Here is a 13,327-nt window from a genome sequence, read left to right as displayed (position 1 = left end):
CTTATTTTTTCCCTTCAAGTTTCTCGTACGCTTTCTGCATAAGGACGTCATAGTTGCCATAGTCCTCGCCATTATAGTTACGCGCCATGCCGGTAAAATCCTTGGCTTTCATGGCTTTCATCAACGCCGGGCTCTTGCTGCAAAAACCGAGGAAGGCCTTTAGTTGGTTACCGGCATTCACTTTCAATGCCGCAGAGAATTCAAACACCGTCTTGTAGCCGCAGGACGCGTAGTTGAAGCCCATGATCTGAAACATGCCCCAGGACGCCGACATCAACGCGGCTTCCTGATCCAGCGCAAACGCGGTGGCCATGGTTTCCCAGGCCTTGGTCTGGTCCTTGTTATTGGTCTGCCACTGCGGCCCGGCTTTTTTCTTGTAGGGGTAGGACAGCAGCGGATGCGCCTGGTCGTAGATGTGCTTGGTGTACTTGCGAAACAGGTGCCCTTCGAACGCGATTACCGGCAACTTGGCCGGGCCGAAACCCGAACGGCCGCCGGATTCCACCGTGGCGAAGGCCTTGATGATGTTCACCGAAATACCGCCACCCAACTGCGTAGCGGCATTCTGGAAATCCGTCTCGCTGAGGGTCATGCCCCCGTCGCACGTGGCCTGCAGCATCAATTGGCGGTTGCGCTTCTCGGCCTCGATCATCGCGCGCATGCGGTCCAGGTACACATTGACCGTGGCCTGCACTGCGTCGCCCTGATTGTTGCCGAACACATTCAGAAAGCTCGGGATACGCATGCTCGGGAACGCCTTCACCGGCACTTTCACCGCTTCTTCGATCAGGCTGTTGAAGGTTTTACCAGTCGGGTCGATCACGCCATCAGGGTGGGCATATTTGAGATGACGGAATTGATACTGGCTGATGCATTGCACCAATTGGCCATCGCACTTGCCGTTTTCGGCCAGCGGGAAACCCATTTTCGGAATGATCAGATTGAATAAATACTGGACGCACTGCACATCGGCGGGCAAGTTGCGGGCTTTGCCGGGCGCGCCTACCGAAGCACTGATAAGACGGGGCAACCCTTGCAGGCTTTTCATCACAGACATCCTTGTTAGTTAAAGAAGTGATGGCACTTCAATATCAACCTCGCGTACTTGTCACACTCTGAAACAAGTAGCTGGCGGAAACTAGCAAGGTGGTTTTGGGTTGTCCAGAGCGACCTGCAAAAGTTGTGAAACAGCCGAATTAAATCAATCAGTAACCGTGGAACTCCCGGGTTTTCTGATACGTGTGGAAATCAATCCACTCGACCACGTCGTAAGGCAGGTAAAGCTGCATCCGCGCGCGGGAAATGGCGATATACACCTCGCACAGCCGTTGGTCGAACGCGTAGGCGTCCTTGAACTTCACGTTGGTCAGCAACTCGGGCGTCAGCAGCACCCGGTCAAACTCCATGCCGCCCGCCTCTGCCGCCAGCATCAGCAGGCAACGTTTGCCGGGCACGCCGCCCAGCCGGTTCAAGCGCGTGATGTCGGCGACATTGAAGCCTTTTTCCAGCTCGCTCTCGACCCACAGAAACGCCTCGTCGAACTGGCTGGCGTCGCGCACCTGCTGCCAGTCATGCATGTCACTGAAATAGGCGTGAGGGCCGTTGTCGTTGTGCTCGTTGCTGTAGAACTCCGGCTTGAACAAGGCAATGACGCTGATCATGAAACGCTGCAGATCCTGCTGCGCCGCAGTGTCGAAGAACCCGAACGGGCAGTTGGCCTGCTGCAACTGGATGGCCCATTTCATGGTGTCCCAATGGGAGGCGGTCAACACCACGCAGCCTTCCGGCGGTACGAAGCCCTGGGGGTAATGTTCGATGCCGACGTCCGCGTCCCGTGCGCCTTCGAAGGGGGTCTTGCACTTTTGTGAGTGCACACTGATCAACGGGTTGACCAGGCGCTCGACGTTGCGACCCGAGCGCACCGAATAATTGATGTCGGTGTGTCGGACTTCGCGCTTTCTTCGCACCATCACACCGCTGGCCAATTGGTATTCATCGCCGAGGGTGATCAAGACTTGGCGGCCACGCTCGATGATCTGCAGCAACGAAGGCGGGATGTCCTGGCTTTCATCGATCAACACATGGGTATAGCGAGGCGGCACCACACAGCCTTCGAGACTCGCACGCTTGATCAGCCATAGCGCCGCGAAAGCAGTCTGGCCGGCCCACTGTGGGTTGGCCTCCAGGTACGTCCACAACCGGATGGAATACTCCAGCAACGCCTGGGTATCCACGCTGGACAACGGGTGCTTGAAATGCGGCAGGTGCCTGGCCGACAGGCTGTGATGGCTGGAGTGGCAATAGCTTTCGAGCACCTTCAGACAGATATCCAGCGTCGCCACGCCCTCGTGCCCTCGCCAGCCGTGGATATTCAGGGCCTCAGACACTTCATGTTTGCCGGGCAACCTGGCCGGCGTGCCCTGCACGGTAGGGCGTGGCCCCTGCAGCAGCGCCTTGGCGAACGCAGCGAAGGTCGAACCCGCCTTGCTGTCCTTCCCCAGCCCCATGCGCTCACGCAGGGTCGCCAGTTTTGCCCCCGTGCGGGCCAGCACCAGGGTCTGAGCGGGGCGCAGGCACTCCATCAAGGCGCCGAGCAGGTGGCTCTTGCCGATGCCGGCGTAGCCTTGGACGTGCAGGTCTTCGTTGAGGTTGGCGCGGAAGGTACGCACCAGTTTGTCTTGGGCCGGGCTGAGCCAGCGCTCACGCTGGCGGGGTGTGATCATCTGCTGGCTGAAGGGGTCATTGCTGCGCAGGTGGCGGACCTTGTAGCCGATATCCCATTTTCCCGTAGGCAGCAGGTAATCCCGCGCGGCGACCTCTTCAGCCGACAACAGGCGCAGGTTGACACTTTTCAGCGCGTTGAAACCGAAGTAGAGCTTGCGCGGGTCGAACAGTCGCTGGGCTTCGGACAGCAGCGTCGCGGCGCCCCCTGCCTGCGTGTCCACCGACCAGTCGAGCAACTTGGTCAGAATGCGCTCGGCGCCTGCGCAGGTCAGGTCTTTTTCCGCGGCCTGGGCCAGGTTCTGGATGACCAGTACGGCGGCCAGCTCCGGATTCGTCAGGCCGACCAGGGCCTGGGCGCCGTCCGAGCCGAGCAGGGTCGTGCAGGTTTGCTCCGTGACAGGCAGGAAGACCGGGCTGGATAAATCGAAGTGTTCAGGTTGCATAGTGCCTCGCCGCCAGGGAGTCAGGCATTGCCCTGACCGCCCAGTTCAAACCGATACTCGCCCAGCGAGCCCGACATACCGCCGCAATGAGGGCCTGCGTCAGCCACAGCCGCCATCGCATTGATCTGTTGCTGGAGTTCGAACACAGCCATATCGAGCAAGCGACGCAAGTCTTCGGCACTCTGCGCGGCCACGTTCAATTGCAGCGTGCAAGCGCCCGCCAGCGGTGGCTGCGCGGGCTCATCAGCCACTTGCGCAGAGCGGATCATTTCCGCCTGGCTGAGAATTTCCGCATGTTCGTCGTCCATGAGGTCCAGCACCCTCGACAATTCCAGGGTCTGCTCAGGGTGGGATTGAATGCGGTCCTTGATCTCCAGGCGGCGCATCTGCCATTCCCGCAGTTTTTCGCGAGTGAGGTCGTCGACTTTTTCCACGTGTGCTGTCTCCGGATGCCAGGCACTGGAGTATGCCGCCATGGACTGCCCGATGGCAGATGGCGTGAAAGCATTTTTGATTTGAATTTGAACAGGTACTGCAAGGAGGAGCGTTATGGAGGCAACCCCACCAGCCACACCCCGGCACACAATGTTCCCGCTGTGGCTGCTGCCTTCCGGCTCTGACCAGGTTCACGGGTAATCGTTGCGGGGGGACCGATGGGGTCACCATAACGACGCCTGCCTCTCGGCAAGCGGGGCCATTGTACCGATCTCATCGGAAGTTACAACCGTTGGGGACGGATTAAAAATATGAAGGGGTTCAAGTACTTGTCACCGCCAACAGCATCTGTGGGAGGGGGCTTGCCCCCGATGACGGTACATCAGCCAATAAACAGGTGACTGACCCAGCGCCATCGGGGGCAAGTCCCCTCCCACAGTGCTCATCATTGTGCCAGTACCACCTCATCCGCTCGGCCGCCCTCTTCCTGGATCACCAGGTGAATGAAATGCAGCTTGGCGATCACCGCCGGTGGCAGCACGAAGGGGTAGAAATCCGGCTGGCCCATGCTGCGCGACAGTTCGTTGAGCATGCCGGCCAGTTCGATCCAGGCGTTGACGAATGACAGGAATGCCGCGCCGCCAGGGTGTTCGGGATCATAGAGCGTGCTGAGGGGAAATGGCTGGTAGTCCAGGTCCATCTCGCGGGCGCTCATGCCAAAGCCGAGGGCGGTGTCGACGGCGTCCATCATATGCAGGTAGTGCGCCCAGGTTTCTGCCCAGTCTTCCCAGGGGTGCATGGTGGCGTAGGCGCTGACGCAGGTTTGCTGCCAGTCGGCACGTGGGCCGTGCTGGTAGTGCTGGTCGAGGGCTTCGGCATAACTGGCACGTTCGTCGCCGAACAGGTTGCGAAACGGTTCTAGCCAGTGGGTATTGGCGATCAGGCGATCCCAGTAGTAATGGCCGACCTCATGGCGAAAGTGACCGAGCAGCGTGCGGTAGGGTTCGCGCATCTGGACGCGGACCTTTTCACGGTGGGCGTCGTCGGCCTCCTTGATGTCGAGGGTGATCAGGCCGTTCGCGTGGCCGGTCATGGGCGCGTTGCCTTCCAGGTCGATACCGACAAAATCGAAGGCCAGGCCGGTGTCTTCGTCGACGCTTTTGGGCACCACTTGCAACCCCAGGCTGATCAATTGCGCGACCAACCGGCGCTTGGCGGTTTCGACTTTTCGCCAGCGTTCATGGTTTTCCGGGATCGACAGGTCAGGAATGGTGCGGTTCAGGCTACAGGCCACACACAGCGGCGCGGTGCTGTGGGCCGGGATCAGCCAGTTGCAGGCGGCCGGGGTGTCGAGGTTGGCGCAGCGACGGAAGGCGCCGGCGTCGAGGTTGCCGTCCTGCAGCCAGGTGCCTTCGACCGGGCCGGGCTGCAGGGAGTCCAGCCGGGCTTGCTGGGGTTGGTAGCCCAGCAGCGCCTGGCAGGCCAGGCACTGGCTGTTGCGAAAGAACAGAGATTGGCCGCAGCGGCACTGCCACACCTTGCTGTCGCGGGATGTGCCGGCTACGAAGGGGGCAGCGATGCGAGAACTGAGTTGCTCGAAGTAGCGGAACATGGCGATCTCTCCCTGGGTGACCGAGACTAGATCACTTTCTGTTCAGGATCGTTCCACTTTGGTGATGGTTGGGAGGGGGCTGCTGCGCAGCCCGACGCGGGGCAAGCCCGCTCGCCACAGCGAACCCGCTCGCCACAAAGCCCGGATCAGACCGTGATGTTGTGCTTGGCCAGGAAGGCGACGAAGGCTTCTTCATCCAGTACCTTCAGGCCCAACTCGCTCGCCTTCGCCAGCTTGGAGCCGGCGCCCGGCCCCGCCACCACGCAGTGGGTTTTCGCCGAGACGGAACCCGCTACCTTGGCGCCGAGGCTTTCGAGTTTTTCCTTGGCCACGTCGCGGCTCATCAGCTCCAGGGAACCGGTGAGCACCCAGGTGTGCCCCGCTTCGGGCAAGCCTTCGACGACCTTCTTCTCGCTCAGCCAGTGCATGCCGAAGTCCTTGAGCTGCTGCTCGATGGCCAGGGCATGGTTGGCGTTGTCCGCGTTATCGAAGAACTCACGCACAGCCTTGGCCTGCTTTTCGGGCAGCGCCTGGCGCATATCCAGCCAGTCGGCCTTGATCACGCCTTCCAAGGTGCCGAATTTGTCCGCAAGTTTCTGCGCGGCGCCGGGGCCGACGCTTGGCACATGCAACTTGTCGAGCAAGCCGCCCAGCGTGGTACTGGCGGCGAATTCGGCACTCAGGTCGCCCTGGTCCTGCAATTGCAGGCCGCATTCGTCTGGCGACAGCAGCGCACCGATCACGTCCTGGTTATGGCTGTCTTCAAAGAAGCTGTGGATCTCGTGCGCCACTTCCAGGCCCACGTCCGGCAGGTACGTCAGCACTGCCGGCAAGGCCTTCTGTACGCGCTCCAGGGATGCCAGCGAACGCGCCAACACCTTGGCGGTCTCCTCGCCCACGTCGGGAATGCCCAGGGCATAGATAAACCGCGCCAGGGTCGGGGTCTTGCTGTTTTCGATAGCAGTGATCAGCTTCTTGCTGGAAATATCGGCAAAGCCTTCCAGGTCGATGATCTGCTCGTACTTGAGCTTGTAGAGGTCGGCCGGTGAGCCAATCAGTTTTTCATCCACCAGTTGCTCGATGGTCTTGTCACCCAGGCCATCGATGTCCATGGCGCGGCGCGAGACGAAATGAATGATCGCCTGCTTGAGCTGCGCGCCACAGGCCAGGCGCCCGACGCAGCGGTACACCGCGCCTTCGCTGACGGTTTCCTTGCCCTTGCTGCGCTTGACCAGTTGCGTGCGCTCCACATGGGAGCCGCACACCGGGCAGCTTTCGGGAATCTGCACGGCGCGGGCATTTTCCGGGCGACGCTCGGTGACCACCGAAACCACTTGCGGGATCACATCCCCGGCGCGGCGAATGATCACGGTATCGCCGATCATCAGGCCCAGGCGCGCGACTTCATCCATGTTGTGCAGGGTGGCGTTGGACACGGTCACGCCCGCAACCTTGACCGGCTTCAAGCGCGCCACAGGCGTCACGGCGCCGGTGCGGCCAACCTGGAATTCCACGTCGAGCAGTTCGGTCAACTCTTCCATGGCCGGGAATTTATGCGCGATGGCCCAGCGCGGTTCGCGGGCGCGGAAGCCCAGTTCACGCTGGGAGGCGATGCTATTGACCTTGAACACCACGCCGTCGATTTCATAGGGCAGGCTGTTACGCCGCTCACCGATGTCGCGGTAGTACTCCAGGCAATCCTGAATGCCTTTGGCCAGCTTCAGCTCATGACTGATGGGCATGCCCCACTTCTTCAACTGTTGCAGGTTGCCGATGTGGGTATCACTGATGTCGGTGGTCACGCCGTAGCAGCAGAACTCCAGCGGGCGGCTGGCGGTGATCTTCGAGTCCAACTGACGCAGGCTGCCGGCGGCGGCGTTGCGCGGGTTGGCGAAGGTCTTGCCGCCGACTTCCAGTTGCGCGGCGTTGAGTCGCTCGAAACCGGCCTTGGACATGAACACTTCGCCGCGCACTTCCAGGGTTGCCGGCCAGCCGCTGCCGTGCAGTTTCAGCGGGATATTGCGCACGGTGCGCACGTTGACGCTGATGTCCTCGCCGGTGGTGCCGTCGCCCCGGGTGGCGCCGCGAACCAGCTCGCCATCCTGGTACAGCAGGCTGACCGCCAGGCCGTCCAGCTTCGGTTCGCAGCTGTATTCCACCGCTGCGCCACCGCCGAACAGGTCGCCCACCGGCAGGTCGAGGCCTTCGGTGACCCGGCGATCAAACTCGAGCATGGTGGTTTCATCGAACGCGTTGCCCAGGCTGAGCATCGGGATCTCATGCTTGACCTGGGTGAACGCCGACAGCGCCGCACTGCCGACTCGCTGCGTCGGTGAATCCCGCGTGACCAGTTCCGGGTGCTCGGCCTCCAGGGCCTTGAGCTCGTGGAACAAGCGGTCGTACTCGGCGTCCGGAATGCTCGGCTCGTCGAGGACATGGTAGCGGTAGTTGTGCTGATCCAGTTCAGCGCGCAGTTCGAGGATGCGGGTGTGGGCGGCGGTCATGGGTGTTCTCTCATAAAGCAAAAGAGCAGCCGAAGCTGCTCAATATGTTAGTGCACGGATTCTACAGGCAACGCTTAAGATCGGACCTCAGCGCTTCTGTGTCAGGGCGCGACGCTCGAACTCGACGATGCGCTGACGGTAGTGCTCGATGGTCTGGGCGGTCAGCACGCTGCGCTGGTCGTCCTTGAGTTCGCCATTGAGTTCCTGGGACAGCTTGCGGGCCGCGGCCACCATCACGTCGAACGCCTGTTTCGGGTGACGCGGGCCTGGCAGGCCGAGGAAGAAGCTCACGGCCGGGGTGCTGAACAGGTCGATATCGTCCAGGTCGAAGGTGCCCGGCTTGACCGCATTGGCCATGGAGAACAGCACTTCGCCGTTGCCGGCCATGCTTTCGTGACGGTGGAAGATATCCATCTCGCCAAACCGCAGGCCGCTTTCGAGGATGTTCTGCAACAGGGCCGGGCCTTTGAAGCCAGCAGCGTCGCGGCAGATCACGCTGATCACCAGCACTTCTTCGGCGGCCGGCTGGTCGTTCACGGATTGGCGCGGAGCGTTCTTGCCGGCGTTCTCGTCCGGGAAATCATCATCGCGGCTGCTGAAGCTCGGGCCGTCATTGACGTCCAGGTCCAGGTCGGCCTGGCGCGGTTCCGCGACCACCGGGGCGGTGCGCTTGCCACGCTTGGGCGACGGCTCGCGGGCTTCACGCACCGGCGCGCTCATCGACGGCAAGTCGTGCTCGTCCAATTGCGGTTCTTTATGGGTGTCCAGCACACGTGGCGGCCCCAGCAGCTCGGCGCTGCCGTCGTCGTCAGGCAAGTTGGACAGGTTGCGGTCCAGACGGAATTTGAGCTTGCCCTTGCCACCGCGCATCCGGCGCCAGCCATCAAAAAGAATACCGGCAATGACAATAATGCCGATGACGATCAGCCACTCGCGCAGACCGATTTCCATGTAATCCCGTGCCTCTAATAAAAAATGCTGAAAAATAAGGGGTTTAGCAACGTGCAAACCGCTTTAAAACGTGGCGCCAACTCTATGTTCTGACTGACGTTTTGCCCACGCATACGAAAATTTGACATTAAACTAGCACGACCAAAGATAACTTTACACCGTCTGTCAAAATGCCTTGAACAAATATGTCCATTTGCCACTTTCGCCAGGCCGGTAAAGCCTCTTACCGCACGCTACAAAAATTCTTTGCCGGCATGGGTCAAGACTCCACCATTGCCATCGCTTCTTCGACATCCACCGCCACCAAACGCGAACAGCCCGGTTCGTGCATCGTGACCCCCATCAACTGATCCGCCATTTCCATGGCGATCTTGTTGTGGGTGATATAGATGAACTGCACGGTCTGGGACATCTCTTTCACCAACCGCGCGTAGCGTCCAACGTTAGCGTCATCGAGCGGCGCGTCAACTTCGTCGAGCATGCAGAACGGCGCCGGGTTCAACTTGAAGATGGCAAATACCAGGGCCAATGCGGTCAGGGCTTTCTCGCCGCCGGACAACAAATGGATGGTGCTGTTCTTCTTGCCCGGAGGCCGCGCCATGATCGTCACCCCAGTATCGAGTAGATCTTCGCCCGTCAGTTCCAAGTAAGCGCTGCCACCGCCGAAAACTTTTGGGAATAACGCCTGTAAACCGCCATTAATCTGATCAAAGGTATCCTTGAAACGGTTACGGGTTTCCTTGTCGATCTTGCGAATCACGTTTTCCAGGGTGTCCAGGGCTTCCACCAGATCGGCGTCCTGGGCATCCAGATAACGTTTACGTTCGGATTGCTGCTGGTACTCGTCGATGGCCGCCAGGTTGATCGCGCCCAGGCGCTGGATACGTGCGGCAATGCGCTCCAGCTCTTCTTCGGCTTCTTTCTCGTTGGCCTGGGCGGTCAGGGTGTTGAGTACGCCGTGCAGGTCGTAGCCGTCCTCCAGCAATTGGTCTTGCAGGGTCTTGCGGCGCACGGTCAGGGCTTGCCACTCCATGCGCTGCTGTTCGAGCTGGCCACGGATCAGTTGGGATTGCTGCTCGGCCTGGGTCCGGCGTTTTTCGGCGTCGCGCAGTTCGCGGTCGGCGTCTTCGAGGGCGATCTGCGCGGTCTTGAGCTCTTCGTCGACGGTCATGCGCTTGTCAAGCAACTCTTCGAGCTTCAGGCGCAGCTCTTCCAGTGGGGCTTCGCCCTCCTCCAGGTTAAGGCTCAGTTGCTCGCGCTTTTCCGTCAGGCGTTCGGACTGCATCTCCAGGCGCTCAAGGGCCTGGGCGGTGGACGCGTGCTGGGCCTTGAGCGACCCCAGGCGCACGGCCAACTGGTGGGCGTGGTCCTTGTGCTGGCGCGCCTCCTGGCGCACACGGTCGAGGCGTTCGCGCAGGCTGTCGCGCTGGGCCAGCAACAGTTCGCGCTGCTCGGTGTCGAGGGCCATGCTGTCGAGGGCTTCCTGCAACTGCAGGCGCGCTTCGCCGATCTGTTCGTGTTCCAGGGCGCGCTGCTCGCCCATTTCCGCGACTTCTTCGTCGAGACGGGTGCGGCGCAGGGTCAGTTGCTCGACCTTGGCTTTGCTCGCGGAGAGCTGGGCCTTGAGTTCGCCTTGCTGGCGCGCTTCGTCCTGCAACAGGCGGCGCAGGTGCTCGCGGCCGGTCTCCTGCTGGCGCTGGGTGGCACGCAGGGTTTGCAGTTCGGTTTCCAGGCTTTCCAGGGTGGCTTCGCGCTCTTCGCGCTCGGCGATCAGGTTGACGATTTCCTGGCCACGGGCCAACACGCCGCTTTCCGCTTCACTGGCGCGGCGCACGCGCAGGAAGTGGCGGCCGACCCAATAGCCGTCACGGCTGATCAGGCTTTCGCCGGCGCCCAACTGACCGCGCTGGGCCAGGGCCTGCTCCAGGGAATCCACCGGCTTGACCTGGCCCAGCCACGGCGACAGATCAATCGCCGCTTCAACTTTATCCAGCAAACTGCCCGGCACCCGCGTGCCATCGGCGGCAGGGCTGAGCAAACGCAGGTCGCCCTGGGCAAAACCGGCCAGGTCGAAGTCGCCAAAGTCATCCACCAACACCGCTTGCAGGTCGGCACCCAGGACGGTTTCCACCGCCAGTTCCCAACCGGCTTCTACCTTCAAACCTTCGGCCAAGCGCGGGCGTTCGGCCAGATGTTGATCACGCAGCCACTCGGCGGTGCCGGTGCCCGGGTCCAATGCAGCCTGCTGCAACGCTTCAAGGGAGGCGAGCCGGCCATTGAGTCGCTGCAAATCACCCTGGGCCTGTTGCTGTGCCTGGGTCGCCTGCTGCAACTGCTGACGCAATTGCTCCAGGCGCTCCACTTGTTGTTCTTCGCTGGCTTCCAGCTCTTCCAGCGTCATTTCGCTTTCGGCCAGTTGCTCGCTCAGTTCCATGATCGCCGCGTCTTCCGGGTCGGCGGACAGCAACGCGCGCTCTTCCTGCATGCGGCGTTGGCGCTCGGCCAGGCGCTCCATGCTGGTTTCCAGTTGCTGGATGCGTGACTGCTGCACTTCGGCCTGACGCCGGGGTTCGGCAGACTTCAGGTTGAAGGTGTCCCACTGCTCCTGCCAGCCGTGCATGGTGGCTTCGGCTTCTTCCAGGGCGGCGGCGGCTTCTTCGGCGGCGGCGCTGGTGACTTCCTGCTCGGGGGTGAGCATGTCCAGCTCTTCGCCCAGGGTCAGCAGCAAGGTGCGGTCGTGGCCCAGGTGGGATTCGGTCTCCAGGCGCGCGCGCTCGGCTTCCTTGAGGTCATCCTGCAACTGGCGCAGGCGCTGCTGGCCGTGCTGGATGCTCTGCTCGACGCGGGCGATATCGCCACCCACCGAATAGAAGCGGCCCTGCACCAGATTGAAGCGCTCGGACAGGTCATGGTGACCGTCACGCAGGCGTTCGATACTGGCGTCGGCATTGCGCTGCTCGGCCACCAGGGCTTCAAAGCTGATTTCCTGGGTGCCGATGATCGCTTCGCGCTGGCCCACCTGGTCGTTCAGCGCCTGCCAGCGCAGGGCCGACAGTTGTGCCTTGAGCTGGCGCTCCTCGCCCTTGTATTCCTGATACTTCTCGGCGGCCTGGGCCTGGCGGTGCAGGCGCTCCAACTGGCGCTCCAGCTCTTCGCGCAGGTCGGTCAGGCGGGCGAGGTTCTCGTGGGTGCGGCGGATACGGTTTTCGGTCTCGCGGCGGCGCTCCTTGTACTTGGAGATGCCAGCCGCTTCTTCGATGAAGTTACGCAGGTCTTCGGGCTTGGCTTCGATCAGCTTGGAGATCATGCCCTGCTCGATGATCGAGTAGCTGCGTGGGCCCAGGCCGGTGCCGAGGAAAATATCGGTGATGTCGCGACGGCGACACTTGGTACCGTTGAGGAAGTAGCTGTTCTGGCTGTCGCGGGTCACTTTGCGGCGAATGGAGATCTCCGCGTAGGCTGCGTACTCGCCGATCAGGGTGCCGTCGGAGTTGTCGAACACCAGTTCGATGCTGGCCTGGCTCACCGGCTTGCGGCTGGTGGAGCCGTTGAAGATGACGTCGGTCATCGACTCGCCGCGCAGGTTCTTGGCCGAGCTCTCGCCCATCACCCAGCGGACGGCGTCGATAATGTTCGACTTGCCGCAACCATTGGGCCCGACCACCGCCGCCATGTTACTGGGGAAGTTCACCGTGGTCGGGTCGACGAAGGATTTGAACCCCGCCAGTTTGATGCACTTGAGCCGCACGTTTAGGCGTCCGCCAACGCAGCAATGACCAGCGAGCAACTGCGCTCGCCGTAGGCCGAGAGCACTTGGCGGATCTGCGGCAAGTCACGGGCGAGTACGGCGGCGAGCAGTTGCTCGAACAACGCCAGGTATTCGCTCATGGAGGCCTTGCGCTGATCCAGGGCCAGGTAATAGGCGCGATTCATCGCCGGCTGCAGGTTCTCGACGGTTTCCTGCAAGTACGGGTTATTGGCGAAGGGGTACGCGGCGCGCATCACGTTGAAGCTTTCTTCAACGAAAGCGCGGATGTCCTCGCGCTCGTAACTGGTCACCAGGCGCTGCTGGATCTGCAGGAACGGCGCCATGTCGGCCTGCACCTGCCAGCCCTGGGCGACCGCATTGCCGAGCAGGATGTACAACTCGCCCATCAAGGTGCACAGGCTCTGCACCTTGTGCGCCGTCAACTCGGTGACATGGGCGCCACGGCGCGGCAGGATCGCGATCAGGTGGCGGCGTTCGAGGATCAGCAAGGCTTCGCGCACGGAACCACGGCTGACATTGAGCGCCAGCGTGACCTTCTGTTCCTGGATCCGCTCCCCAGGCTTGAGATCGCCGCGAATGATGCGTTCGGCGAGGTGGTGAGCAATTTGCTCGGCGAGACTGTCCGGCGCCTTGAACGTCATGTTTTCCCTTCAAAATCTTCTATCGGTACAAGCGCGGCAGTGTAGCGCATTGGCTGGCTGATGGCGCTACGCCCACCGTGGCGAATTTGGCACGGAATAAGCAACGATGAATAGCCACAAGCCCCCAAAAACGCCGGTTCCAGAAGACTGAACCATAATTGAAAGTGTTGCGATCGCAATTTCTTGACCTTCTGGTCAGAAAATCGTTGACCGAAAAGTCAGAGATGACTAGATTCGGCGCAAAGCGG

8 protein-coding genes and 1 other RNA gene are annotated in these 13,327 nt (G+C 61.3%); all 9 read right to left on the bottom strand.

From position 1 onward, the window contains the following. Position 1: 1 nt before the first annotated feature. Positions 2-1,048, bottom strand: a complete 1,047-nt coding sequence (locus BM017_RS08260) for an N-acetylmuramidase family protein (RefSeq protein WP_058427350.1) — start codon at positions 1,046-1,048, stop codon at positions 2-4. Between the two features lie 157 nt (positions 1,049-1,205). After that, entirely contained in the window at positions 1,206-3,167 is a 1,962-nt protein-coding gene (locus tag BM017_RS08255) for a hypothetical protein (protein WP_092242794.1), read from the bottom strand. Between the two features lie 20 nt (positions 3,168-3,187). Beyond that, positions 3,188-3,601 carry a hypothetical protein gene (locus BM017_RS08250; protein ID WP_092242791.1) on the bottom strand — a complete coding sequence of 138 codons (414 nt, stop codon included), beginning with the start codon at positions 3,599-3,601 and terminating at the stop codon, positions 3,188-3,190. 125 nt (positions 3,602-3,726) lie between these two features. Continuing rightward, positions 3,727-3,823: signal recognition particle sRNA small type (gene ffs / locus BM017_RS08245), an RNA gene on the bottom strand. A gap of 224 nt (positions 3,824-4,047) precedes the next feature. After that, entirely contained in the window at positions 4,048-5,214 is a 1,167-nt protein-coding gene (locus tag BM017_RS08240) for a zinc-binding metallopeptidase family protein (RefSeq protein ID WP_092242782.1), read from the bottom strand. A gap of 146 nt (positions 5,215-5,360) precedes the next feature. Further along, complete coding sequence (ligA, locus tag BM017_RS08235; RefSeq protein ID WP_092242776.1) at positions 5,361-7,718, bottom strand: NAD-dependent DNA ligase LigA; 2,358 nt, start codon at positions 7,716-7,718, stop codon at positions 5,361-5,363. A gap of 87 nt (positions 7,719-7,805) precedes the next feature. Further along, positions 7,806-8,669: a cell division protein ZipA gene (gene zipA, locus BM017_RS08230; protein ID WP_071491386.1), complete on the bottom strand. Its 864-nt coding sequence runs from the start codon at positions 8,667-8,669 to the stop codon at positions 7,806-7,808. 259 nt (positions 8,670-8,928) lie between these two features. Continuing rightward, positions 8,929-12,417 carry a chromosome segregation protein SMC gene (gene smc / locus BM017_RS08225; RefSeq protein WP_092242768.1) on the bottom strand — a complete coding sequence of 1,163 codons (3,489 nt, stop codon included), beginning with the start codon at positions 12,415-12,417 and terminating at the stop codon, positions 8,929-8,931. A 2-nt stretch (positions 12,418-12,419) separates the two neighbouring features. After that, positions 12,420-13,079 (bottom strand): GntR family transcriptional regulator, encoded by a 660-nt coding sequence (locus BM017_RS08220; protein WP_058427357.1) that lies wholly within the window; start codon positions 13,077-13,079, stop codon positions 12,420-12,422. Positions 13,080-13,327: the final 248 nt, after the last annotated feature.

Source organism: Pseudomonas sp. NFPP04, from assembly GCF_900113815.1.
In the GTDB taxonomy this organism is placed as follows: Bacteria; Pseudomonadota; Gammaproteobacteria; order Pseudomonadales; family Pseudomonadaceae; genus Aquipseudomonas; species Aquipseudomonas extremorientalis.
This window is presented reverse-complemented; position numbering and strand designations above follow the sequence as displayed.